At 39.1% G+C, this 24,988-nt stretch carries 20 protein-coding genes; 14 read left to right on the forward strand and 6 right to left on the reverse strand.

Going from position 1 to position 24,988, the window contains the following annotated elements:
* The first annotated feature begins 13 nt into the window (after positions 1-13).
* The 6 genes from I6F45_RS01820 (at position 14) to I6F45_RS01845 (ending at position 4,346) form a co-directional block, all read left to right on the forward strand.
* A complete protein-coding gene (locus I6F45_RS01820; RefSeq protein WP_010552536.1) occupies positions 14-316 on the forward strand; it encodes a YciI family protein in 303 nt (100 codons plus the stop codon).
* Between the two features lie 162 nt (positions 317-478).
* Positions 479-736: a PepSY domain-containing protein gene (locus I6F45_RS01825; RefSeq protein WP_002959808.1), complete on the forward strand. Its 258-nt coding sequence runs from the start codon at positions 479-481 to the stop codon at positions 734-736.
* 3 nt (positions 737-739) lie between these two features.
* Positions 740-1,414 carry a response regulator transcription factor gene (locus I6F45_RS01830; protein WP_007375447.1) on the forward strand — a complete coding sequence of 225 codons (675 nt, stop codon included), beginning with the start codon at positions 740-742 and terminating at the stop codon, positions 1,412-1,414.
* A complete protein-coding gene (locus tag I6F45_RS01835; protein WP_007585276.1) occupies positions 1,408-2,745 on the forward strand; it encodes an ATP-binding protein in 1,338 nt (445 codons plus the stop codon). The genes I6F45_RS01830 and I6F45_RS01835 overlap by 7 nt, the downstream gene beginning before the upstream one ends.
* The gene (locus tag I6F45_RS01840) at positions 2,732-3,142 is read left to right on the forward strand and encodes a hypothetical protein (protein ID WP_007585278.1); all 411 of its coding nucleotides are present in this window, start codon (positions 2,732-2,734) and stop codon (positions 3,140-3,142) included. The genes I6F45_RS01835 and I6F45_RS01840 overlap by 14 nt, the downstream gene beginning before the upstream one ends.
* Positions 3,143-3,266: 124 nt before the next feature.
* Positions 3,267-4,346, forward strand: coding sequence for a flavin monoamine oxidase family protein (locus tag I6F45_RS01845; RefSeq protein ID WP_197159528.1), 1,080 nt, complete (start codon positions 3,267-3,269; stop codon positions 4,344-4,346).
* Between the two features lie 69 nt (positions 4,347-4,415).
* On the opposite strand, the gene I6F45_RS01850 is transcribed toward I6F45_RS01845, so the two are convergent.
* Positions 4,416-5,453 carry an AI-2E family transporter gene (locus tag I6F45_RS01850; RefSeq protein WP_007585280.1) on the reverse strand — a complete coding sequence of 346 codons (1,038 nt, stop codon included), beginning with the start codon at positions 5,451-5,453 and terminating at the stop codon, positions 4,416-4,418.
* Positions 5,454-5,623: 170 nt separating this feature from the next.
* On the opposite strand from I6F45_RS01850, the gene I6F45_RS01855 reads away from it, so the two are divergent.
* Both I6F45_RS01855 and I6F45_RS01860 read left to right on the forward strand, forming a co-directional pair.
* Positions 5,624-6,514: a TIGR01777 family oxidoreductase gene (locus I6F45_RS01855; RefSeq protein WP_197159529.1), complete on the forward strand. Its 891-nt coding sequence runs from the start codon at positions 5,624-5,626 to the stop codon at positions 6,512-6,514.
* Between the two features lie 354 nt (positions 6,515-6,868).
* Entirely contained in the window at positions 6,869-7,822 is a 954-nt protein-coding gene (locus tag I6F45_RS01860) for a GGDEF domain-containing protein (protein ID WP_197159530.1), read from the forward strand.
* Positions 7,823-8,011: 189 nt separating this feature from the next.
* Here I6F45_RS01860 and I6F45_RS01865 read toward each other — a convergent pair whose 3' ends face one another.
* Positions 8,012-10,564: a glycoside hydrolase family 3 protein gene (locus tag I6F45_RS01865; RefSeq protein ID WP_197159531.1), complete on the reverse strand. Its 2,553-nt coding sequence runs from the start codon at positions 10,562-10,564 to the stop codon at positions 8,012-8,014.
* Positions 10,564-11,838 (reverse strand): sugar MFS transporter, encoded by a 1,275-nt coding sequence (locus I6F45_RS01870; RefSeq protein WP_165721849.1) that lies wholly within the window; start codon positions 11,836-11,838, stop codon positions 10,564-10,566. Before I6F45_RS01870 ends, I6F45_RS01865 begins: the two co-directional genes overlap by 1 nt.
* A 258-nt stretch (positions 11,839-12,096) precedes the next feature.
* On the opposite strand from I6F45_RS01870, the gene I6F45_RS01875 reads away from it, so the two are divergent.
* From I6F45_RS01875 to I6F45_RS01885, 3 genes are all read left to right on the forward strand, one after another.
* Complete coding sequence (locus tag I6F45_RS01875) at positions 12,097-13,425, forward strand: GH1 family beta-glucosidase (RefSeq protein ID WP_197159532.1); 1,329 nt, start codon at positions 12,097-12,099, stop codon at positions 13,423-13,425.
* Between the two features lie 46 nt (positions 13,426-13,471).
* Positions 13,472-14,794 (forward strand): glycoside-pentoside-hexuronide (GPH):cation symporter, encoded by a 1,323-nt coding sequence (locus tag I6F45_RS01880; protein ID WP_024590902.1) that lies wholly within the window; start codon positions 13,472-13,474, stop codon positions 14,792-14,794.
* A gap of 62 nt (positions 14,795-14,856) precedes the next feature.
* Positions 14,857-15,861 (forward strand): LacI family DNA-binding transcriptional regulator, encoded by a 1,005-nt coding sequence (locus I6F45_RS01885; protein ID WP_165726368.1) that lies wholly within the window; start codon positions 14,857-14,859, stop codon positions 15,859-15,861.
* Positions 15,862-15,933: 72 nt separating this feature from the next.
* Here the strand turns inward: I6F45_RS01885 and I6F45_RS01890 are convergent, their stop codons facing one another.
* A complete protein-coding gene (locus I6F45_RS01890) occupies positions 15,934-16,602 on the reverse strand; it encodes a DUF2987 domain-containing protein (RefSeq protein ID WP_165727732.1) in 669 nt (222 codons plus the stop codon).
* Positions 16,595-17,401, reverse strand: a complete 807-nt coding sequence (locus tag I6F45_RS01895) for a glucosaminidase domain-containing protein (RefSeq protein ID WP_007585309.1) — start codon at positions 17,399-17,401, stop codon at positions 16,595-16,597. The genes I6F45_RS01890 and I6F45_RS01895 overlap by 8 nt, the downstream gene beginning before the upstream one ends.
* A 248-nt stretch (positions 17,402-17,649) precedes the next feature.
* Between I6F45_RS01895 and I6F45_RS01900 the strand changes: the two genes are divergently transcribed.
* On the forward strand, positions 17,650-18,942 hold the full coding sequence (locus I6F45_RS01900) for an anti-phage deoxyguanosine triphosphatase (protein ID WP_197159533.1): 1,293 nt from the start codon (positions 17,650-17,652) through the stop codon (positions 18,940-18,942).
* Positions 18,943-19,099: 157 nt separating this feature from the next.
* Here the strand turns inward: I6F45_RS01900 and I6F45_RS01905 are convergent, their stop codons facing one another.
* Entirely contained in the window at positions 19,100-21,256 is a 2,157-nt protein-coding gene (locus tag I6F45_RS01905; protein WP_197118794.1) for a prolyl oligopeptidase family serine peptidase, read from the reverse strand.
* Positions 21,257-21,420: 164 nt separating this feature from the next.
* Between I6F45_RS01905 and I6F45_RS01910 the strand changes: the two genes are divergently transcribed.
* Entirely contained in the window at positions 21,421-21,735 is a 315-nt protein-coding gene (locus tag I6F45_RS01910; RefSeq protein ID WP_165727728.1) for a DUF962 domain-containing protein, read from the forward strand.
* A 507-nt stretch (positions 21,736-22,242) separates the two neighbouring features.
* A complete protein-coding gene (locus tag I6F45_RS01915) occupies positions 22,243-24,825 on the forward strand; it encodes a TonB-dependent receptor plug domain-containing protein (RefSeq protein ID WP_197159534.1) in 2,583 nt (860 codons plus the stop codon).
* Positions 24,826-24,988: the final 163 nt, after the last annotated feature.

Here is a 24,988-nt window from a genome sequence, read left to right on the forward strand (position 1 = left end):
TATGAGATTCCTTATGTTGTACATGATTCACTCAACAGACGTTGAAAACAGCTTAGAGCTTAGAAAAGCAGCACGCCCGGCACATTTAGCACGCCTTAGTGAGCTTGATTCACAAAACCGTTTATTAACTGCGGGTCCGTTTCCGGCAGTCGATAGTGAAGATCCTCAAGAAGCAGGTTTTACCGGTTCATTAGTTGTTGCTGAGTTTGAGTCAATAGAAGCAGCTCGAGAGTGGGCAGCAGCTGACCCTTACGTTGCCGCTGGCATCTATGAAAATACAATTGTTAAACCTTTCAAAAAAGTGTTCCCTGCTTAAAAGTGTATTAAACCCTAAGAGGGTGTGTTGCACTGTAATTCAGGGTTTGTTCACAAGATTTTAATTAAAATTACTGAGATAAAAGCGAATTTAGCGTTTTTACTTGAATTTTAGTAACTTAGTTAATTAAACTAAGTGGGTCTGGTCTAGGAGTTTTCCATTATGCGCGTATTATTAAGCCTCGGTTTTATTGCTTGTGTTAGCTTAGCTAACTTTGCTCAAGCAGCGACGGCCACCCAAGCATCTCATGCTGAGGTGGACAAAAAGAAAGCCGTAATACTTGCAAAGAAAACAATAGGCGGTAAGACCTTAAAAATTACCGAAAAAACAGATTTTTATACCGTACGAATACTCAAATCTGACGGCCACGTCGTTGATTTACATATAAATAAAAAAACCGGCGAAGTGAAAAAGGATTAACAAATGCGAATTTTAGTTATTGAAGACGATTTACATTTAGCAGATAACCTACGTAATGCTTTAGAAAAAGAACGTTACAGCGTGGATTTATGTCACGATGGTGAAGCAGGTCTTTTCCACATTACAGAATACCCGCTTGATATGGCCGTAGTTGATTTAGGTTTACCTAAAATAGACGGTATTGAGCTAATCAATAAAGCACGAGCACAAGGCATTACTATCCCTATTTTAATATTAACAGCGCGCGATCGCTGGCAGGATAAAGTAGAAGGTTTAGATGCAGGTGCAGATGACTACCTTACAAAACCATTTCATGTTGAAGAACTTATTGCACGTTGTAATGCATTAATTCGTCGCAGTGCTGGTAAAGCAAATCCAGAAATGACTGCGGGTCCAATTAAAATTCATACACGTTCACAACAAGTATGGGTTGATGATAAAGAACTTAGCCTTACAGCTTACGAATATAAAGTACTTGAATACTTAATGGTAAATCCGCAAAAAGTAATTTCTAAATCAGAACTTACTGAGCATATTTACGACCAAGATTTTGACCTTGATTCAAACGTAATTGAGGTATTTGTACTACGTTTGCGTAAAAAGCTTGATCCAGAAGGCGTACTAAACCCAGTAGAGACACTACGTGGGCGTGGTTACAGGCTTAAAAGCCAGTGGTAATACCGCAAATATCGTTAAAAATAAGGCAAGGATTTATCCTTGTCTTTGTTTTATTAGTCGCACTCCCTATCTTATTTTATTCAATTGGCAAAGCGTATTACGCTTCACTTGTTGATGCGACAGAAAAAACCCTCGAGGCACAGCTCTACTCGCTAATATCTGAAGTCGACTTTACTGAGCATGGTATTATTATGCCCAGCACTATTTTAGCGCCTGAGTTAAACAGATTAAATTCAGACACCTACGCAATGATTTACCGCGATGATGACCCTGTTTGGAACTCAGAATCGGCTGTAAATTTAAACTATGTACCAGAGCAAATAGAAACCAAAGCCGGTGCCGCCGACTTCAGGCGCGTGGAGTATAATAATACCGCGTACTGGCAACTTAGCCTGACTGTAATTTTAAACAACATAGATCAATCAGAACAAGCTCGCTTTATATTAGTCAAACGTAACGACGCTCTACTTCGTATAATGGATGGCTTTAAGCAAACCCTTGTAGATTGGATGTTTATCATGGGGATTGCAATTGCAGGCCTAATGGCGATTGGTTTCATTTGGAGCGCTCGCCCACTCCAACGACTCGATAAAGAAATAAAAGCGATTGAATCGGGTGATATTCAAGAAATTAAAGGCCTCTACCCTGTAGAGCTGCAAACAATAAAAGCAGACCTAAACTTGCTACTTGAGTCGCAACAGCGCCAAAAAGAGCGCTACAGAGCCTCATTAAGCGACCTTGCTCATGCACTTAAAACACCGCTTGCAGTACTTAAATCAAGTCCATTGGCAAACGATGCCGATGCACAAGAACAACTCGACCGAATTAATGTGATGATCGAGCACCAATTAAAGCGTGCTGCAACCGGTGCATCAGACACGTGGAAAAAGCAAACACCTATTAAGCCTGTACTCGATTCAATACTCAGTGCTATGGCAAAAGTATACCGTGATAAAGATATTATTTTTACCTGCACCGTAACCGAAAAAGATTACTTTTTAGGTGACCAAACAGATTTAATGGAATTACTCGGTAACTTGATTGATAACGCCTGTAAAGCGTGTCGCTCGCAAGTAGAAATACAAGTAATCCAAAGTAAAACTCTGTGTATTGGAATTAGCGATGATGGCCCTGGTGTGCCAGAGGATAAACGTGAATCTTTACTTACACGTGGTACTCGCCTCGATACATACGAAAGCGGACACGGCGTAGGCATGGCGATTGTATCTGATTTAGTTAAGTCGTATAACGGGACGCTTACCATTACCGATGCTGATAACTTAGCCGGCGCTCAATTTATCTTAGAGTTTAATTACAATGACAAAAAGTAACTATTTATTAAAACTAACTGCCATTGTGCTATTAACTACAAGCCAGTACAGCTTTGCAGATGAAGCATGTACTTTAGCCGCTAAAGCAACAACCGATGAAGCTAAGCGGTATATTCAATGCCTAGATAGCCAGATTGATAAAGCAAAGCAAGCACAAGGCAGTTGGATACAAAAGCGCAAATATGAGCTAACTAAATCACAAGAAAGCACAGGCAATACGCAAGTATTGCCGTTGTTTATGCGCAGCATTAAAAATAACGAAAAGTACCTTGAGAGTGCCTGCCAATGGCGTTACTTAATAAAACTTCCTAATGCGACAACAGCAGCCATTAGCTATAAACTCTGTGAAATAGAGCTTATAAATCAATTTACAGAATCACTAAAACACCCATTTTAACGTAACTTAAGCACACTAAACTAGTTACGTTTCTTTACTCACTCCCTTTAGCCTACTTGACAATTTATTCATATCAAAACAAACTACCTACTAGTAGATTGCTAAATAGCTAATAGGTAAACAAATGACTAAACCAGTAATAATTATAGGTGGCGGACTGGCCGGCTTATACAGTGCGTATAAATTACAACTGCTTAATATTGAGTACTTATTACTGGAAGCTAAATCGCAATTAGGCGGCCGAATTTTTGCTGCGCAATCACCAATAAATAACGATGTTAGTTTTGATTTGGGTCCTACGTGGATATTTCCTCACCAACCAAAAATCCAAGCTTTAGTAAAGTCACTCCACTTAAGTATATTTGAGCAATACAACAAAGGTGATGTGTTATATCAAGCACCTAACGCCAAGCAGCCTCAACAAATTGCAGGTGCTGGAGATATGCAACTATTTAGACTCAAACACGGCATGAATACCTTAATAACTGCCTTATACGAGCAACTTAATCCTGATTCAGTGTTATTGGAACACAATGTCACTGAGCTTAAAAAAGGTGATAATAACTGGCAAATTACGGTTAATCACTTAGGTAATATAAAGCACCTTACTACTGAAAAACTAATTTCAGCTATTCCTGCTCGTATGGTTACAACACACTTAACACCTGAACTATGGGCTACTCCAACGCTCATAAACTGCCTTAGTAGTGTACCTACATGGATGGCAGGACAAGCCAAATTTATAGCTACTTTTGAACATGCATTTTGGCGTGATAAAAACTTATCAGGACAATGCTTTAGTCGCGTAGGCCCAATGGTCGAAATTCACGATGCCAGTGCTGAAGATGGCAATTACGCCGCATTATTTGGCTTTATAGGTGTGCCCTACTTATCAAGAAACCAAGTAACTAAAGAGCAATTAATTCAAGCCTGTGCCCAGCAGCTTAGCTACTTTTATGGTAAAGATGCTGAAAAGGCAACGGGGTATTTTATTAAAGACTGGGCAGACGATAAGTTTGTAGCTAATAGAGACGATCAAACTCAGCCTTCGCAGCACCCAGAATTTGATTTTTCAGGCTTAGATGAGCAATTAAATAACTTGAACATTCATTTTGTAGCGAGTGAGTTTGCAAAACAAGAAGCTGGATATTTAGAAGGCGCAATAAACGCGGTGGATGACGCTATTAAATTGTTTGTTAATTAATAGCCCTGTATTTACTGATAACTTAACCATCAAGGGCTTTAATTTTACAGCCCTTGATGGTTATAAATGTTAGTTATTTTTAGCAACGTCTTCGCCACTGCCTAGTAGAGTGGCAACCCACTTACCTTCAGCACTGGCTTCTAAGCCTATTTTTACAATCATAGTTAATGGCACAGATAAAAGCATACCCACAGTACCTAATAACCAGCCCCAAAATATTAATGATAAAAATACCACTAATGTTGAAAGGCCCAGCCCTTTGCCCAAAAACTTAGGCTCTACAATATTGCCCATTACCGTATTTATTGTTAAATAACCTGCAGCAACCAATCCCGCAATTAACGGACCTTGAGTAATAAGCGCAAGTAATACAGCCGGTACAGCCGCAATAATTGACCCAATATTAGGAATGTAATTGAACATAAATGCCAATACCCCCCACAGCACAAAGTAGTCAACGTCTAAAATCCATAAGTAAAACGCAGCAATAATACCCGTACCTAAACTTACTAGTGTTTTAATTGCCAGATATGAATTAATAGACTCTAAAAAGCGGTCAATTTGCTTCATTTTGCTATCGGGATCTTCAAGTGCCATGTGTATTTTTTTGCTTAGCATTGGCCCTTCAAACAACATAAAAACAACGGTTAAAATAATTAAAAACATGTTTGCCATTACGCCACCTAAACCGGTGAGCATATTAGTGGCTACATCAACCATTTTACCTGGGTCGAACATATTGATTAACTGTTCTTTATTAATCAGTATGTTGTATTGAGATGCTAAATCTACAAGCCATACAAATTCTTCTTTGAGTTGTGTTTTATACTCAGGAAGTTGCTGCGAAAAATCGTTTATTGATTGCCCTACAAGCCCGCCAAGGCTTACACCTAAGCCAACTATAATAAGCACTACCAACATAACAGCAATGCCTTTAGGAATTCGGTAGCGCGCAAAAAACTTGATAAGCGGATTACAAATAATGGCAATAAACGCCGCCAAAATAAACGGAATAATAATTACACTTGCCGCTTTTATCCCCGCGAGTACGACCACTAAGGAAGCAAAAACTATTAAGCTTTTATTTACTCCAGTTAAACTTGCCAATTTATTAATCCTTTTATTAATGATATGGCTTTAGTGTAAGGCAAAAGGTAATTAAATGAAATAATTACGAAGTGATCATAAAAGCCTGTTTTACGTATAAATTTGCAAAGCTGTTTGCTAGCGAGTATGTTTTTTAATCACTTGCTACTATTTTATTGTAAGGATTAATAATGCATGTATTTGTTACTGGCGCGACGGGATTAATTGGTAAGCACTTATGCCCTTTTTTACTTCATCATAATACTGTTACTGTGCTTAGCCGAAATCCAACTAAAGCAAACGTATTATTGGGCCATAAAGTTAAAGCCGTAAGCAATGTCAATGCAGTAGATTTTAACACTGTTGATATTATTATTAATTTAGCTGGCGAACCTATTGTAAATAAACGCTGGAGCGACAAACAAAAGCAAATAATACGCGACAGCCGTATTGGTGTTACACAACAAATTAGTGAAGCTATTAAAGCTTGTAGCACTGCCCCGCATACTTATATATCTGGAAGCGCCGTTGGGTTTTATGGTCGACAAAATAGTAACCCTATTGATGAAACTTTTGAAAACCCACACGACGAATTTAGCCACCAGCTTTGTAAAGACTGGGAAAATGCAGCGCTACTCGCGCAATCAGAACACACCAGAGTGTGCCTTTTGCGCACGGGTATTGTTTTAGCTAAAAAAGGTGGAGCATTAAGTAAAATGCTACCCGCTTTTAAATTGTGTTTAGGCGGCCCGATTGGTAATGGCGAGCAAGGAATGTCGTGGATACACATCGACGATATGATTCAGCTAATACTTTTTATTATTAAGCATCCAGAAATATCTGGCCCTGTTAACGCAACTGCGCCAAATCCTGTAAGCAATGCTCAATTTGGTAAAAGCTTAGGCGAGGCGTTATCGCGACCTGCATTTATCACTATGCCTACTGCAGTACTTAAACTATTAATGGGTGAAATGTCAGACTTGCTAACAACGGGACAATTTGTAGTCCCTAAAAAGGCACTCGTTTATAATTATCGTTTTCATCATCCTGATATTAAATCAGCTTTAGAGAGTTTGGTTTAGCGGGCGTTAATAATTCTTGAGGTAAAATATAAAAATTGAAAAAGCAATCCTTTTAACTGAATTGACCTTTTCTTATTAATACATAATAATTACAATAGTTAGTTAAATATATATTTCATCATTTTATAATAAAGAGAATAAATCATGTTTCATTTGCCTACTGTGATCTTCTTCTCTTTTATCCTCAACTTGTTCATAAGTTTATTTTTTCTCTCAATTTATAAATATAAAAAACAAACATCTTTTTTATTATTTGGTTTAGCCTGTGCCACATTTGCATTAGCCGAAATACTGGCATGTTTGCGCTTATTCATAGATCTTCCTTTAATAACCCACTATTTAGCTAGTGTTTCAATGATTACTAGCCCACTTTTAATTATTGTTGGACTATATAAATACAAAAAAGTACAAAATATTAGCTTAATGCCTCTTTACTGCATATTTGGTTTTTCTAGCTTATTGTTATTGGCAATTTATCCTTTCGGTGCAGCAAAAATGCTAACGAGTTTAGTAATTGCCGGATTATTTATTTACACAGCGTATTTAATCAAAAGCATGAGCTTTGTTGCTAAAGCCCAGAAAAAGGCGTTAATTACCTGCTTTTTAGTGCACAGTGGAGTTATGTTTTTAAATGCTATATTTCTATCAATACCGGTACTTAGTTCGAGTATTCAAGATGTAGCAACCCCTTTGCAAATTGTGCTTATTAGTCATTTACTATTAGCCACACTGAGTGCTCTTATACTGCCATTTTTGTTATTTTCCAATAGTGAATACACGCTATCGAACCTTGCCAATACTGACTCTCTTACACAGTTATTTAATCGCAGAGGTTTCTTTAATAACGCCAAAGCAGTCCTTAAACAACCTAATAACAATGATATAAATGTATCTATAATTATTCTAGATATCGACTTTTTTAAGCATGTAAACGATAAGTACGGCCATGACACGGGCGATCAAGCAATTAAATGGATTGCGCAGCACATAAAAGAGCAATTTATTGATGAGGGTATTTGCGCCAGAATAGGCGGTGAAGAATTTGCAATATTACTACCAGACTATTCCCTACGAGCAGCTAAAGAATATGCAGAGCACTTACGTGAAAATATTTCTAAGCATCCGTTTTATTATCAAAACGCGCATATAAAACTATCTGTGAGCGCGGGAGTGAGTCACTCTGTAAATGGTAAAATGAGTGTAAAAGACTTACTGTCGTTGGCTGATAAACGCCTTTATCTTGCTAAAGAAACCGGCAGAGATAAAGTAGTTAGCTTTGACGAAAAAAACCTCTTAATGCAGTGTTAATTATTTTACAAGCTATTATAAAAAAGGTTCTTCCTATAAAAACGTGGTAACCCTTTGTATTTATAGTGACTTGTTCCTTTTTAGTTATATCAATTAGCTCAAGTATTTATGCAGGTTAGTATTAAACCTCTACATAAAAAAAGCCCTTCATTCGAAGGGCTTTGGTATACACACAATAGAGTTAATAAACTACTTACAAGACAGTGTAGCTTCGCCTGCTTTATTTGGCACAAACTGAATATTAGCCACAGAAATTGATGCTTTACCATTGCTGCGTAAGCTAAATGGGCTTGTTAGGTTTGCAAAATTAACACCCTTATCAGCAAAACAACCTAAATCGATTGATACTGACTGCCATTTATTCTCAATGGTTTTATCCACTACGTTTGCTAAATCAATGCTTGCACCACATTCACCCGAGCAAGTCATAGCAAGTGCTATATCGCTCGTTAGTGCTTCGTTTAATTTAATATCAAAGCTAATCACACTATCGGCTTCAACGTAGGCAATGGTATCTTCTGCAAAGCTTGTTACTATTTCAGCACTGGCTTTTTCTGCACCGCTAAAGCTAAATTGGCGAGCGTCTTCTTGTACTATTTTGTCCTCAGTTCGGTATTTAATTGCACCAAATTCATGAGTACTACTCGATACATCTAAAAGCTCATTGCCCGATTTTAACAATAAGCGCCATGGTGCTACAGGTGCACCAACAAGTATATCCATACTCGTAAGCCCTGAGTTATCAAGTTTAGAGTCTTCATCAAGGTCGTCAGCTAATACGTTTTTATCGCCGTACGTTAAACCAAAACCATAAGGGAGTAATGGGTCGTAATTTTCATCGCCTTTATTAACTGCAGTTTGTACCGCTGATTTAGGCCAAGAAAACGATAATTTACCTTTAAAGTTATTTTGAATGGTGCCGTCTGCCGCTTTTAATAAAACATCAGCAATACCTGCGCCTTCTGTACCTGGCAACCATGCAGCTACAAACGCGTCAGATGCGTTAAGTTCGCTGTTAACCCACATAGGTCGACCTGATATAAACACCGATACAACAGGGATACCTTGCTCTTTTAGCGAGCTTAAAAGTGCTAATGACTTTTTATTTCCGCGCTCAAACTCAAGGTTATCTTTATCGCCGTGCCCTTCTGCGTAAGGTTCTTCACCAAATACAACAATGGCAACATCAGGACGTTGATCAAACGTACCATCAGCACTTAAAGTAACACTTCCACCTGCTGCAGATATTTGTTCTTCAAGCCCTTTGTAAATTGACGTTGCTCCAGGGAAATCAGCATTTTTATTATTAGTCCCCTGCCACGTAATACTCCAACCACCCGACTGTTTACCTATATTATCAGCACCATCACCTGCAACAAGTACGCGTTGATTAGCTTCGATAGGTAATAGGTTATTTTTATTTTTAAGTAATACAAGCGATTCGCGCACAGCTTGACGTGCGACTTCGCGATGCTTTTGCGCGCCAATAAGTTCTGTTTTTCCAGAGTAAAGACGCTTAGCCGGGCTTGGTTTATCAAATAAACCAGCGCGAAGTTTTACGCGTAATATTCTGCTCACTGCGTCATCAATACGCGACATACTAATTTCGCCTGACTTAACTTGCGCAATTGTGTTGTTATAAAGAGGCTTCCAGGCACCTGTTGGGACCATGAAAATATCAAGGCCAGCATTAACGGCTTGTGCACAACTTTCGTTAGTACAGCCTTCAATTTGCCCATGGCCATTCCAATCGCCTACTACGAATCCATCAAAACCCATTCGTGTTTTTAATACATCAGTAAGTAAATATTTATTGCCGTGATTTTTAACGCCATTCCAGCTATTGAACGATGCCATAACCGATTGGCTACCTGCAGACAAGCCACCTACATAACCTTGGGCATGAATATCAAATAGCGACTGTTCGCTATCTATATTATTTCCCTGATCATCCCCATCAACCGTGCCACCGTCGCCAATAAAGTGTTTAACGGTACTAATTACACGCTTGTCACTTAAAAAGTCGCCATCGGCTTTACCTTGTAAGCCATTTACTATGGCTGCTGAGTAATCGTGAACAATCTTTGGATCTTCTGAATAGCCTTCGTACGTTCTGCCCCATCGGTCGTCTCGTACTACTGCTACAGTGGGTGCAAATACCCAATCTATCCCCGTAGCCATTACTTCTACTGCGGTAATAGACGCTATTTGCTCTATTAAATCTGGGTTATTAGCCGCGCCTAAACCAATGTTATGTGGAAAAAGCGTCGCGCCAATTACGTTATTATGACCATGTACTGCATCGGTGCCCCACATAGTTGGGATACTACTGCCATCAAGTGAGTCATCAACAGAAGCTTGATAAAAGCTCTCTGCTAAGGCTACCCAGTCCATTGGTGTTGCGTGTTTGTCGCCATTAGGGAATGCACCACCGCCATTAAGATATGAACCAAAGCCATATTTACGCATGTCTTCAACGGTAATATCACGAATTTCTGGCTGAATCATTTGAGCAACCTTTTGCTCAAGTGTCATTGCTTTTAAATAGTTAACTATTTTAGCTTCAATATCGGCATCTTTTTTAACAGCAATATTAAGTTTTGGCCAAATTTGCGCTGTTTTAGATAACGTTTCATTACTTTCAACCGATGTCACTGCGTCGTTTGAACAAGCCGATAAAGTACCTACTGATGCAATTAATGTTGCTAAGGCTATTTTATTAAGTGTAAAAGGGGTTTTCATTATAGAGTCTCCTGCGCTTGAACTGGTTTGCTACCGCTTAAACCATAGAACACGATAAATATGTAACATAAAATAGGTAAAACATACGAAAGTTGAACACCCACACTATCAGCAAGTGCACCTTGTAAAAGTGGCACTATTGCACCACCTACAATCGCCAAACACAAAATACCAGAGCCTTGAGCGGTATGCTTACCAAGCCCATTTAACGCTAAACTAAAAATAGTGGGGAACATAATAGAATTGAATAAACCAACCAATAGTATTGACCACATTGCTAATTGACCTGACGTGCTCATGGCAATAACGACTAAGATAATAGCCATGGTCGCGTTAAAGCCAAGTACTTTACCAGCGGGTAATTTTTGCATTACAGCAGCACCAATAAAACGCCCAACCATAGCACCACCAAAATAATAAGTGATGTAATGAGCTGCAGCATGCTCTTTTAGTCCTGCAATATGTTCTTGCGCTAAAAAGCTTACTAAAAAGCTACCAATTGCCACTTCTGCGCCAACATACATAAATATACCCACAGCACCTAATGTTAGGTGACGGTATTGCCATGCACTGCCTTCAATTTTTTCTGAGTTTTTAGCCGCTTCTTTTTGCTCGCTCATAATGTCTGGTAATTTAAGCCATGCAAAAATACCGGCTAGTAAAATAAGCATTGCAGCTAAAAGGAGGTAAGGAAGTTGAACTGACTCTGCATTTTGTGCAGGTGTTAAAAAGGCTTCTGACGCTGAGTCCAGAATTAACAGAGCACCAAATGATGGCGCAACCGTAGTACCTAACGCGTTAAAAGCTTGAGTAAGCGTTAAACGAGACGACGCTGTTTTTGCTGAACCCAACAAACTTACATAAGGATTTGCAGATACTTGTAATAACGTTATGCCACTGGCAAGTACAAATAAAGCGAATAAAAATACAGGATAACTATGTAAAGACGCTGCTGGGTAAAATAAGACACACCCTACTGCCGCAATTAAAAGCCCAACCACGATTCCTTTTTTATAACCAAGCTTTTTAACAATGTGTCCACTAGGGAGTGACATTAAAAAGTAAGCGCCAAAAAAGCAAAACTGCACAAGCATTGCTTGTACATACGTTAAATCGAAAACCGCTTTTAAATGCGGAATCAAAATATCATTTAAGCAAGTAATAAAACCCCACATAAAAAACAGTGAAGTTAAAGATGTAAGTGCAAAACCATAGTTTTTATCTTGGTGGTTTTGCGACTGTGTGTGTGATGTCAGTGGTGCTGAACTAGCCATGTGCTCTCCGCAATTTATTATTATAAATTGATCTTCAGTAAGTAATTAATACAAACCCCGCTAAGGCGCAGTATTTAAGAGTTGACCTGAAGATTAATTAACATTAATCTAAAAATGTAAGCGCTTTCACAGCTAATTAAATACGAACATGTTACATATTTCAACAACTTTTATTTTTAATAATGCTTTGTACCCGCTGAAAGTCAGTAAAAATAAGCGCTAAGCGTGCAATTAAGTTCTCAAAAAGGTTTGTAACCAATGACAAAAATATCATTACCATTTAATTCACCTCTATTAACAAAAGACTTTGTTTATGGTGTAGCTACAGCATCATTTCAGATAGAGGGCGGATATGAGCATCGCTTACCGTGTATTTGGGATACCTTTTGTAGTACTGCAGGTAAAATTGCTGACAATTCACATGGTCATATTGCCTGCGATCATTACAATAATTGGCAACAAGACATAGATTTAATAGAGTCTCTAGGTGTTGATGCATACAGGCTTTCTATTTCATGGCCTCGCGTGATGACTCAAGACGGAAAGTTAAATCCTGTAGGCGTTAAGTTTTATACTGATATTTTAGATGAGCTAAAACGAAAAAATATAAAAGCCTTTGTTACTTTGTACCACTGGGATTTACCGCAACACCTTGAAGATGAAGGCGGCTGGCTCAACAGAAAAACAGCTTATGCATTTGAGCAATACGTAGAACTAATTACTAACGCATTTGGAACACGAGTGTATTCGTACGCTACATTAAACGAACCCTTTTGCAGCGCGTTTTTAGGTTACGAAATTGGCATACATGCCCCAGGTCTAGTAGGCAAGCAGTATGGTAAAAAAGCAGCTCATCACTTACTACTCGCTCATGGTCTGGCTATGAGCGTGCTAAATAAAACATCGCCTAATACTAAAAACGGCATTGTGCTTAACTTTACACCCGCATATCCACTTACCGATAATCAACAAGACATAGACAGTGCCAAATACGCTGATGACTACTTAAATCAGTGGTACATGAAACCAATAATGGATGGTAAATACCCGGATATAATTAACCAACTACCAAGCGATCATTTACCAGACATACACCCTGGTGATATGGAATTAATTTCTCAGCCAATTGATTACTTAGGCATTAACTTTTATACCCGCCAAATTTATAAAGCGCACCCTACTGACATTTATGAACCCATTGCACCTACAGGTCCGTTGACTGATATGGGATGGGAAGTTTATCCGCAATCGTTCACCGACCTGCTCGTATCGCTTAACAAAACATACACCCTACCGCCTATTTATATAACAGAAAATGGCGCAGCCATGCCCGATACATATAATAATGGTGAAGTTAACGACTTAGATCGTTTAAATTACTATAATGATCACTTAAATGCGGTTCATAATGCGATTGAACAAGGTGTTGTTATACATGGCTACTTTGCTTGGAGCTTAATGGATAACTTTGAGTGGGCAGAAGGTTATTTAAAACGTTTTGGTATTGTGTATGTAGATTATAAGACGCAGCAACGCACCATTAAAAATAGTGGCTTAGCTTATAAAGAGCTCATCTCTAAAAGATAAAAGTATACCCATAACTAAAAACAAGTATAAAGCGGGATAAATAATCATGGTCAGTGTAAAAGAAAAAATAGCGTATGGCTTAGGCGACACCGCCAGTAATATTATTTTTCAAACAGTTATGATGTTTTTAATGCTGTACTACACAGACGTAGTGGGTTTATCGCCTGCTGTTGTAGGTACTATGTTTTTAGCAGTGCGTATTTTTGATGCCGTAACCGACCCATTAATGGGTAACCTTGCTGACAAAACACATACGCGCTGGGGGCACTTTCGCCCCTACTTACTTTGGCTTGCCCTCCCTTTTGCCATTATTAGTATTTTAGCGTTCACTACGCCCGATTTAGAAGGCACCGATAAAATAATTTATGCCTTTACTACTTACACTCTGCTTATGGTTGTCTACACCGCTATCAATATTCCTTATTGTGCATTGGGCGGCGTACTTACGGCTGATGTAAAGGAGCGCGTGACTATTCAGTCTTACCGGTTTGTATTTGGTATGTTAGGCGGCGTTATAGTAGCGGGTTGTACTATGCCAATGGTTGAGTATTTTGGCCAAGGCGATGCAGCAAAGGGCTATCAATACACAATGACTGCAATGAGCATTTTAGGCTTTGTACTGTTTTTACTTTGTTTTTTAGGCACAAAAGAGCGTATACAACAGCCTAAAGAGCAAAACATTCCTTTTGCCCAAAGTGTTAAAGCATTAATTAAAAACGATCAATGGCGAACACTTTGCTTAGCTGCATTCTTTTTACTTACCGGGCAAGTATTAAGGCTTACGCTTGCTGTTTACTACGTAAAATACTATTTAGGTCGAGACGATTTAATCACCTTATTTATGACGCTAGGTGTTGCAGCCAGCATGGTAGGTTGTGCTTTAGCTCAACCACTCGCAAAGCGCTTTTGTAAAATAAAGGCCTATATAAGCTTACAAGTTATTGCCGCCGCTATTTGTGGTTTTAGTTACTTTATTAGTAAAGATCAATTAGTACTCGCATTTACTGCCTTTATTTTATGGAAATTCTTTTTAGATATGGCAACCCCGTTGTTGTGGGCAAAAATGGCCGACACCATAGATTACGGGCATGAAAAAACAGGTGTACGCATTACGGGTTTAGTTTATTCAGGCGTCATATTTTTTATTAAAATGGGCGTAGCTGTAGGCGGCGCAATTGCAGGCTGGTTATTATCTTTTTACAGTTATCAGGCCGATGCAGTACAAACTCTTGATACCCAACACGGTATTTTACTGTCATTCACTGTACTACCTGCTTTTGGCTCATTATTTGTTGCCTACATAATGAAAAAATATACACTGACTAATCAGGTTGTTGAAAATATTCAATCTAAACTAACAGCTAGTTAAGATATATACTCTAAGGTATTATTTAGCCGAAGTAGTTAAGGATAAGCGAGTGAACAAATAACATGGCAACAATTTATCAAGTCTCAGAGCTTGCGGGCGTATCGTTAGCCACCGTTTCTCGCGTGATGAACAAAAATACCCGTGTAAGCGATAAAACTAAACAAAAAGTGCTTGATGCTATGGCGCAGCTTGGCTACAAGCCTAATTCAATAGCGCAATCTTTAGCCTCTAACTGTACTAACAGTGTCGGTATTTTAGTGTCTGAGTTACATGGTCCTTTCTTTGCCCAAATGATGGCAGGCATTGAGTCGGAGCTTCGTGCTGCGGGTAAACACGTTATTATTACTACCGGACACAGTGAAGAAGACAAAGAACAAGAAGGCATTGAGTTTTTAATTAGCAGACGCTGCGATGCCATTATTTTGCACGTAGAAGCCGTCTCAGACGACTACCTAATAAAACTAAGCCAAGGCTCTACACCCGTTTATTTAATGAGCCGTTACGTAGAGCAACTAAAAGACAACTGTATCAGTCTAGATAATCAATTAGGTGGTTACCTAGCCACTAAATCTATATTAAATCAAGGCCATACACAAATAGCGTATATTGCAGGCCCGCAGTTTAAAGCCGATGCATTTAATAGACTTGAAGGTCACAAACAAGCGCTTACAGAGGCTGGTGTTAAATTTGATCCTACGCTTTTTTATATTGGCGACTTTAACGAAACTGGCGGTAGTAAAGGCTTAAAACATTTTATTGATGAAAAACTTAGCTTTACTGCACTGGTATGCGCCAATGACGAAATGGCCTCCGGTGCTATGAAGTATGCACGAGAGCACGGTTATAACTTACCAATTGATTTATCGATTGTTGGATTTGATAACGTTATTTTTGCAAACTACCTATACCCTACACTCACGACCATAGATAATCCGGTCGGGAAAATGGGCGAAATGGCAGCTAAATTAGTGCTTAAAGACGTATATCAAAATAAAAACCTCGTTATAAATCGCTTTTTTGAACCTACTTTAATGCAGCGCGATTCATCAGCACCACTTATTAAATAAAAACTAAAGGCTAAAAACGAGTACTGATTTTGGTACAAAAAAAGCGGCTAAATGCCGCTTTTTATATATGAGCTACTTAACAATCCAAGGCGTTACTTTAATAACGTTCGATATATCGCCAAGCACTGCGCTATCATCTTCCCAGCTATCTTCAACTGCAAAATAACACACTGACTTTTCACACGTTATATTTTCATCATCAAATTGCATTGGGCTTTTAAATGTAACTGCTACGCCCTTTTGCTCTGGTAATAAAAACCACATTAATTTACTTACAAAAAAGCCCGACAAATCAGTTAATAGTTCATCAAGTTCTTCGTTAATGGTATATAACGACTGCTTTGAAAATGCTAAACCTTCAAGTTCGTTTGCTTCTATTTGTAACTTTAATTGGCAATCGTGCACAGGATTGAGCGGCTCTACTACAATAACCGCTTTATCGGTATCAAGCTGCTTATCGAACGGCAATAGTAATTGTGCTTTATCGGTAAAGTTAAGTGGATACTCGTTTCTTTCGGTTAAAATAGTACCGCTTTTAATCGCACATGTTTCATTAGTACCAATATCACTAATGTAAAAGTTAACTCGCGCATATTGAAAATCGCCTTTGTTAACAACTTTTAAGCGGTCGTAAAAACCGTCATACGACATCACAAATTCTCTCGCATTTACATTAAATGCACTGATGCTCAGCAGCACTAACACAATAGCGTTGGTACAATTAAAAATGTATTTATTCATCAAAGTAGGCTCTATTTTGGCTAATCATCGTGTTTAACTCTTCTATATACGCTTCACCGCGCTCAGAGTAAGACATTAAACCATGTGTAAGTTCAGTCGCTAAAATTGGTTTTTGCTCAAGACGTAAGTTTTCACGTATTGCGCGCAAATCTTTATAAGCAGGATGCGTATTTATGTTTTTAAAGTAAGAGTTTATAGCAGCTCTTACCGATTTAAACGCAGCAACTTCGTGCGCAGCCCCGGTATTACGGCGTTTTGGCACCATGCCACAACCTTTTGTGTAGCACCACTGACCAAAAAAGTTAAGGCCAATACGCGCAAAACGCGAAGTGCCCCATGCAGATTCGTTTGCAGCTTGCATAAGCGCTAATTCTTTAGGAATTATATCAACACGGCGTAGTGCTTGCGTAAGTATTAGCGTATCAACTGTGGTTGGTAAGTCATACGACTTTAAAATTTTAGCAATATCTTTGTTTTGCTTTTTTTCTAAAGGTAATTCGTTTTGTAACATCATGCGTGCTATTTCGAGCTTAGCGCGTTGCTGTAATATTTTTTTATTTTCGGCTTCAACGTGCGGACGAATAAAGCTAAAAAATGCATGTTTTTTTTCTTTAACATCACTAAATTCTGAAAACTTTGGCAGTTTTACATTATGTAATGGTTTTTCTTTTTTCTTCACTTTTTTTGGTTGTTCTGACGTTTGCTCGTCTAAATCAACATCATCATTTTGTATAAACGGATATGCAAGCGCCCATACAAAAAACACGGTTAGTAAAAGCTTAAAAATCGTTTTTAACATGTATTCTCTCTTTGAAACAACAGCTATGCATGGTTAATACACAAGCATACGAAGGCGCATTATACCTAAGCCACTTTATAAACGCGAATAACTGGGGTTTGATGACCTTTTACGGTTGAATTTTCAGCAGTGTATTTGAATTTTAGATAAAACAGAGCCTATGTAGTGCATTTGTTCATTCGCAATTTATAAGTCCATGGGTATACTGGGCAAAGTTTAATAATATTAACTATGTGTGAGTAAGCAGTATGAATAAACAATGGCAAAGCCGAATAATAGAGCAATATAAACATCGTCCTAACGATAACCGCTCGCCGTGGCAGGTCGATCGTTCGCGTATTATTCATGCAGCTGCATTTAGGCGTTTGCAAGCTAAAACCCAAATTATGGGCATTGGCCTAAACGACTTTTACCGCACTCGCCTTACCCACTCTTTAGAAGTATCGCAAATTGGTACTGGCATATTGCGCCACTTAAAAGCGCAACATAGCGACTTTACGCACTTTCCATCAACCGGACTGCTAGAAACACTGTGTTTGGCGCACGATATTGGCCATCCACCTTTTGGCCATGGTGGCGAAATAGCGCTAAATTACATGATGCGCGATCACGGTGGTTTTGAAGGTAACGCACAAACACTGCGCATAGTTGCAAAACTTGAGCCCTACAGTAACGGGCACGGTATGAACCTAACTCGTCGTACTTTATTAGGTTTTATAAAATACCCCGCGTTTATTAATACGCTATGGCATACCATTCCCAACGATACAACCGGTCGTGCATTTATAAAAGCAGATGATTGGCGACCTGCCAAAGGGTTGTACAACGACGATGCAGCCATATTTAATTGGATAGTAGAACCACTGAGTCAAAACGATAAAACGTTGCTGGGTAACCATGCCGCTATTGATAAGTACCGCGCTAAAACAACGTATAAATCGCTCGATAGCGCCATAATGGAACATGCCGACGATATAGCATACGCCGTACACGACTTAGAAGATGCCATTGCAACCCATGTACTTACGCTAGACGATTGGCAAACTCATGCTCTACCTCATTTAAAAGCACTAAACTTTGACTGGTTAAACACCATGCTTGAGTCGCTCACGAAGCGTTTGTTTTCAAAAAATGATTATGAGCGAAAAGATGCCATAGGTGAGCTGGTTAATACCTTTATTATTCATATACATTTAGATATTCAAAACGATAACTTTGAATGCCCTATTTTAAAGTACACCGCTAAATTAGATGCCCAATACGACAGTGTATTGCAAATACTTAAGCATTTTGTGTTTCAACGTTTAATACGCGACCCCGAAATGCAGCAAATAGAGTTTAAAGGTCAAAACTTACTAATAGAGTTATTTACCGCGTTTGCTAGCGATCCGCTGCGTTTATTACCCGAAACAACACAAGCACAATACATAGAAGCACAAAAGCAAAACCAAGGTATGCGTATAATTTGCGATTACTTAAGCGGAATGACCGACGAGTACGCTTATAAAACGTATCAACGATTGTTTTCACCTATGCAATAGCTAACTACTAACTACTAACTACTAACTACTAACTACTAACTACTAACTACTAACTACTAACTACTAACTACTAACAAACATTAAAAAGGCCGAGTAAATTAAATTTACTCGGCCTTTTTGCTCAGCTATTAAAGTTAGCTATTTTGTTAAAGCGCTTTTATAACGACTCTACGCCCATGTTATATAACGTAAAACCAAATATATCAGCGTACTGCTCAATTGTTTTACTCGTTGGAGTACCTGCGCCATGCCCCGCATTGGTTTCTATGCGAATAAGCGTTGGATTATTACCCGTTTGCTTTGCTTGAAGCTCAGCGGCAAACTTAAACGAATGTGAAGGGACAACACGGTCATCATGATCGCCAGTTGTGATCATAGTGGCTGGATACTCAACACCTGCTTTTACATTATGAAGTGGTGAATAACCTTTTATGTATTCGAACATTTCTTTACTTTGCTCGCTCGTACCGTAGTCATATGCCCAACCAGCGCCCGCAGTAAATGTATGGTAGCGCAGCATATCAAGTACGCCTACAGCAGGTAGAGCAACTTGAAATAAGTCAGGACGCTGCGTCATTACAGCGCCAACCAATAAGCCACCATTAGAGCCACCGCGAAGTGCTAAGCGTTTTTTAGAGGTGTACTTTTTATTTTTTAAATACTCAGCAGCCGCAATAAAGTCGTCAAACACATTTTGCTTTTGCAATTTAGTGCCGGCATTGTGCCAGTCTTTACCGTACTCACCACCACCGCGAATATTAGCAACGGCATACACACCACCTTGCTCAAGCCATACAGCATTAACGGGGCTAAAGCTTGGCGTTAAACTAATATTAAAACCACCGTAACCGTATAAAATTGTAGGGTTTGAACCATCAAGCTTAATGCCTGTTTTATAAGTAATTACCATCGGTATTTTAGTACCGTCTTTTGATGTGTAAAACACCTGCTCAGACGTGTAATCATCGCTATTAAAATCAATAGCCGACTTACGATAAACACCCGATTCACCCGTAGTTACATCAAACGTATAAGTAGTACCTGGTGTTTTGTAGTTAGTGAATGAATAATAAAGCGTTGTTTGATCTTTCTTACCGCCAAAACCACGTGCAGTACCCACGCCTGGTAATGTAATTTCCCGAATTAGCTCGCCTTTTTTGTTGTACTGTTTTACCTGCGAAATCGCATCAACCATGTAGTTGGCAAAAAAGGTATCGCCACCTTTTGTAAGGTTTAGTACGTTTTTGGTTTCAGGAATTAAATCTTCCCAATTTTCAGGGCTTGGGTTACTTGCATCAACCGTCACTACTTTTTTGTTTGGTGCATTGAGGTTAGTAACTAAAAACAGCTTGCTGCCTTCGTTATCAATAACTGATGTATCTGAATCAGTATTTCCAACAACCGTTACAAACTCACTGTTTTCTTTTGTTAGATCTTTTATAAACAGCTTATTGCCTGAAGTAGACGTACTTGCCGAAATAAGTAGGTAGTGGCCGTCATGGGTTACATCAGCGCCTACATAGCGATGTTTTTGCTCATCAGTTTCACCAAATACAACACTATCAGCAGACTGTGCAGTACCTAGCTTATGGTAATACGCTTTATGCTGATCTGTTTTAGCCGAAAGTTCACTCCCTTTAGGTTTTTCGTAACTTGAATAATAAAAACCTTCGTTGCCAAGCCAATCTATGCCACTAAATTTAACGTCAACAAGCGCTTCTTCAACTTGCTCTTTGGTATGTACATCAATAACAATAATTTTACGCCAGTCGCTACCACCTTCAGATATTTGATACGCGAGTAATGACCCATCTTTTGAAAACGATAAACCCGACATAGACGTCGTGCCATCGTCACTAAACTTGTTTGGATCTAAAAATACTTCAACGTCGCCGCCATCTTTACTGCGGTACAAAACATATTGATTTTGCAGGCCATCGTTTTTATAAAAATAGGTGTAATCGCCTTCAGTAAAAGGAGCGCCTATTTTTTCGTAGTTCATTAGTTTTTCAAGGCGCTGCTTTAACTTATCGCGATAAGGTATTTGTTCTAAATAAGAAAACGTTAAATTGTTTTGCGTTTTAACCCAATCGGCAGTTTCGCTGCTCATGTCATCTTCAAGCCAACGATATGGGTCGCTAACCGCTTCTTCAAAGTAGGTGTCTACGATATCGCCTTTTTTTGTTTCTGGGTATATAACTGCGTTAACTTGCTTCATTGGTGCTTTTACTTCTTCTTGAGTTACCGTATTAGTTGGCTCTGAACAGCCGCTAAGCGCTACAATTACAGCACATGCTAGAGTGTGTTTAAACATCCTGAGTTCCATTCTTATTTATTAATAGTGCGCCTAAGTTATTAACTTTTAGCCCTTTTGTCTATTTAGATGCGTTAAGCGCCATTTATCGCTGTAAACAAATGTAAACTTACGCTTTAATAGCACGACCCTCATTAAAATAAAAAACAATAAAAGAGCACACTATGCAAAGTACAAACCTCACGTTTAAAAGCTTTAAAGCCTTCTACCCTTATTATTTAAAAGAGCACCGCAACGTGATTTGCCGCCGCTTACATTTTATAGGAAGTACACTTGTTCTTGCTGTAATCGCAATAGCATTAATAAAACAACAATACAGTCTATTGTGGCTATTACCTGTTATTGGATATGGGTTTGCGTGGATCGGGCATTTCTTTTTTGAAAAAAACCGCCCTGCTACTTTTAAACACCCTTTTTACAGTTTATGGGGAGATTGGGTAATGTTTAAAGATATGCTTGTTGGAAAAATTAAATTTTAACACTATTTTTAGCACTCTTTTTTTATACCAATTGCTTATAAAAACAAAATTGCTTCATGTTTTAAAGTATAGGTTCTAATAAACAGGACATAAAATATAAAACGCCCATCAAATGTTAATTTAATTAACATTTGGTGGGCGACTTTATCTTTTTCTTTTTTAGTAATACTTGTAACTTAATACCCACCTAGTCACAGCCCAATAGAAACGCCCTCATACTAGTAATTAGTTAAAACCATCAATCTCATCTTACCAGTTAATTAAACGTTAAATTTAACTTTTAAATATAATTCATTACCCATCAATTACTTAGCAATCACCTTCGCTATATAACTAAAACAATGCTCATTATAAAAAACAACCAAATGTAATTATAAAAACACCTAAATTAATTGAATGTTATTCAATTGACTGACTTTGTTAATTAAGTATATGTTCAAGGTAACAAAGAGGTTTAATCTTTTTGTACAAAACTAAAATAATTCAATGGGTATGGGGAAATACAGCATGAATAGAAAACCGTTATTTAAATTACAGCAATCGGTACCACAAATATTACTCGCAATGAGCGCGTCTGCTGCACTACTTGGTTCGCTCTGCGTAAATGCTGCAGAGCAAGACACTAAAGCAGAAGAAAACATCGAACAAATAAGCGTAATTGGCTCTCGCCGATTAGGCCGTACAGTAGAAGACAGCGCAGTACCCATCGATATAATTGGTGCAGATGCACTTAAAAACTCAGGCTTTACTGAAACGAATGCCCTGCTTAGCAGTTTATTACCCAGCTTTAACTTCCCACAAGCATCACTTACTGATGGCAGCGACCATGTACGTCCCGCTCAGCTTCGTGGCTTAGCACCCGATCACACCTTAGTGCTTGTTAATGGTAAGCGCCGCCACAGCAACGCATTACTTAACTTAAATGGCTCAACGGGTCGTGGTTCATCATCGGTTGACTTAAATGCGATACCTGCAAATGCTATTGCCCGTATTGAAGTATTACGCGATGGTGCAGCAGCGCAATATGGCTCTGACGCTATAGCTGGTGTTATTAATATTGTACTTAAAAGTGCCAGCAGCGGTGGTTCAGTTGCGGCTATATATGGTGCTAACGTAACCGAAATGGACGGTGTACCACAGCTAAAATCAGTATCTGAAGGCAGTGATGGTAATTTAGCATTTACCGAAGGGGGCGATCGCTCTTTAACCGATGGTCAAACATTAACGCTGCAAGGTAATATGGGTTTTGAGCTTGGCGATAATGGCTTTTTAAACATCTCAACAGAATACCGCGACCGCCATTCAACTAACCGCTCAGACTACGATAACCGTGAAAACTACGCACGCATAGATGACGGTTCAGTAGATGGCGCGCTTGACCCACGTGAACTTACCGTAAATCGATATAACCATAACTTTGGTAATGGCGATGTAGAAGACTTTTCAGTGTTTTATAACGCGGGGTATCAATTAACAAACGAAGTAGATTTATATTCGTTTGGCTCTTACAGCAAACGCGAAGGCGAAGGCGGCGGTTTTTATCGCCGTGCAAGCGATAGCCGTAATATAGAAGAAGTTTATCCTGATGGCTTTTTACCTGTTATCACCTCAGATATAGATGACTTTTCGCTGGCACTTGGCGCTAAAGGTTTTGTAAGTGAATGGAATTATGATGTGTCGGCCGTATATGGTCAAGATGCATTCGAGTTTGGTGTTATAAATAGCTTAAATACCTCTTATGGTCCTACTAGCCAAACAAGCTTTGATGCCGGCACCCTTACTTACGATCAACTTACCTTAAACGTTGATTTTAGCCGCGAAGTAGACGTCAGCTTTTTAGAAAGTTCAGTAAGTGTCGCTGTAGGCGCTGAGTATCGCCGCGAAGGATACCAAATAGATGCAGGCGAAGAAGCATCATATGCACAAGGGTCATTTGGCCCAGGCGGCGCAGTAACCGACCCTGTTGATGGCCCATTTGGCGCAGCGGGCGCACAAGTATTTCCGGGATTTACACCCGAGTCTGAGGGCGACAATAGCCGCCATAACGTGAGCTTGTATATAGACCTTGAAACCTACCTAACCGACGATTGGAATTTAGCGGTTGCCGCCCGTTATGAAGATTACTCAGACTTTGGCGATACACTTAACGGTAAAATTGCAACTCGTTATTCATTAACTGAAGACCTAGCATTACGCGCCTCTGTATCTACTGGTTTTAGAGCACCTTCTTTGCAGCAGCAATACTTTACCTCAGTGGCCACTGTATTTGTTGATGGCGAACCAACCGAAACAGGTACGTTCGCACCAAGCAGCGATGTAGCAAAAGCACTGGGCTCACCTGGCCTTGATGCAGAAGAAGCAACAAACTACGGCGTTGGTTTTACATGGTCTACCGACTTTAATTTCAGCTTATCGGTTGATTACTACCAAATATTAATTGATGACCGCATTGTGCTATCAAACAACTTATCGGGTACTGCTATTGCCGATTTACTTCAAGGCACAGGCGCTAACCAAGGTCGTTTCTTCTTAAATGCAATTGACAGTAAAACCCGTGGTGTTGATGTGGTTGCCTCATATAATGTAGCAACTGATGGTTATGGCGATTTAGCCTTTAACCTAGGTTACAACTACGGCAAAAATGAAGTAACAAATATTATCGACCCACCAGCAGAGCTTCAAGGTGCAGGGTTTGATCAAGACAACTTGTTCTCAGGCACTGAGCTGCGTCGTTTTGAAGTAAGCACGCCGCGTAATAAGTACAACTTAAGCGCAACATGGACTAACGACGACATACGTACAACGCTTAGAACAACGCGTTACGGTGAAACTCAAGACCCTTCAGATATCCCAGAACGTAACGAAGTGCTTAAGCCTAAATGGATAACCGACTTAGATGTAGCCTACTCGCTTAGCGAAAACATATCGCTGAGCTTAGGGGCTAATAACATTTTTGATGTTTACCCAGACGCCACCCGTGAAAATGTTGACGATGTAACAACCTTCTCACGTTTATTTGCTTACTCTAGCTTCTCACCGTATGGATTTAACGGACGCTACGTGTACGGTAAAATAGAAATGAAGTTCTAATAAGCACGGCTTAAAGTAACCAAACACACAAAAGCCACCGATTAGGTTAACACCATTCAGTTAAGCATGCTTTGACTTAATGGTGTACCGAGTTTTTGAAATTCGAACGGTCCTACTTTTGGGCCGTTTTCTTTTTTCTGGAAGAATATAACGTTTCACTCGT

Origin of the sequence: Pseudoalteromonas sp. SWYJZ19, from assembly GCF_015864375.1 — a bacterium.
GTDB classification, from domain to species: Bacteria; Pseudomonadota; Gammaproteobacteria; order Enterobacterales; family Alteromonadaceae; genus Pseudoalteromonas; species Pseudoalteromonas arctica.

Coding starts and splice junctions, on each gene's coding strand:
- I6F45_RS01905 (WP_197118794.1), bottom strand. CDS start 21,256: ATGTTTAAACACACTCTAGCATGTGCTGTAATTGTAGCGCTTAGCGGC.
- I6F45_RS01820 (WP_010552536.1), top strand. CDS start 14: ATGTTGTACATGATTCACTCAACAGACGTTGAAAACAGCTTAGAGCTT.
- I6F45_RS01855 (WP_197159529.1), top strand. CDS start 5,624: ATGCATGTATTTGTTACTGGCGCGACGGGATTAATTGGTAAGCACTTA.
- I6F45_RS01845 (WP_197159528.1), top strand. CDS start 3,267: ATGACTAAACCAGTAATAATTATAGGTGGCGGACTGGCCGGCTTATAC.
- I6F45_RS01865 (WP_197159531.1), bottom strand. CDS start 10,564: ATGAAAACCCCTTTTACACTTAATAAAATAGCCTTAGCAACATTAATT.
- I6F45_RS01825 (WP_002959808.1), top strand. CDS start 479: ATGCGCGTATTATTAAGCCTCGGTTTTATTGCTTGTGTTAGCTTAGCT.
- I6F45_RS01910 (WP_165727728.1), top strand. CDS start 21,421: ATGCAAAGTACAAACCTCACGTTTAAAAGCTTTAAAGCCTTCTACCCT.
- I6F45_RS01830 (WP_007375447.1), top strand. CDS start 740: ATGCGAATTTTAGTTATTGAAGACGATTTACATTTAGCAGATAACCTA.
- I6F45_RS01885 (WP_165726368.1), top strand. CDS start 14,857: ATGGCAACAATTTATCAAGTCTCAGAGCTTGCGGGCGTATCGTTAGCC.
- I6F45_RS01895 (WP_007585309.1), bottom strand. CDS start 17,401: ATGTTAAAAACGATTTTTAAGCTTTTACTAACCGTGTTTTTTGTATGG.
- I6F45_RS01880 (WP_024590902.1), top strand. CDS start 13,472: ATGGTCAGTGTAAAAGAAAAAATAGCGTATGGCTTAGGCGACACCGCC.
- I6F45_RS01870 (WP_165721849.1), bottom strand. CDS start 11,838: ATGGCTAGTTCAGCACCACTGACATCACACACACAGTCGCAAAACCAC.
- I6F45_RS01840 (WP_007585278.1), top strand. CDS start 2,732: ATGACAAAAAGTAACTATTTATTAAAACTAACTGCCATTGTGCTATTA.
- I6F45_RS01890 (WP_165727732.1), bottom strand. CDS start 16,602: ATGAATAAATACATTTTTAATTGTACCAACGCTATTGTGTTAGTGCTG.
- I6F45_RS01860 (WP_197159530.1), top strand. CDS start 6,869: ATGATTACTAGCCCACTTTTAATTATTGTTGGACTATATAAATACAAA.
- I6F45_RS01900 (WP_197159533.1), top strand. CDS start 17,650: ATGAATAAACAATGGCAAAGCCGAATAATAGAGCAATATAAACATCGT.
- I6F45_RS01875 (WP_197159532.1), top strand. CDS start 12,097: ATGACAAAAATATCATTACCATTTAATTCACCTCTATTAACAAAAGAC.
- I6F45_RS01915 (WP_197159534.1), top strand. CDS start 22,243: ATGAATAGAAAACCGTTATTTAAATTACAGCAATCGGTACCACAAATA.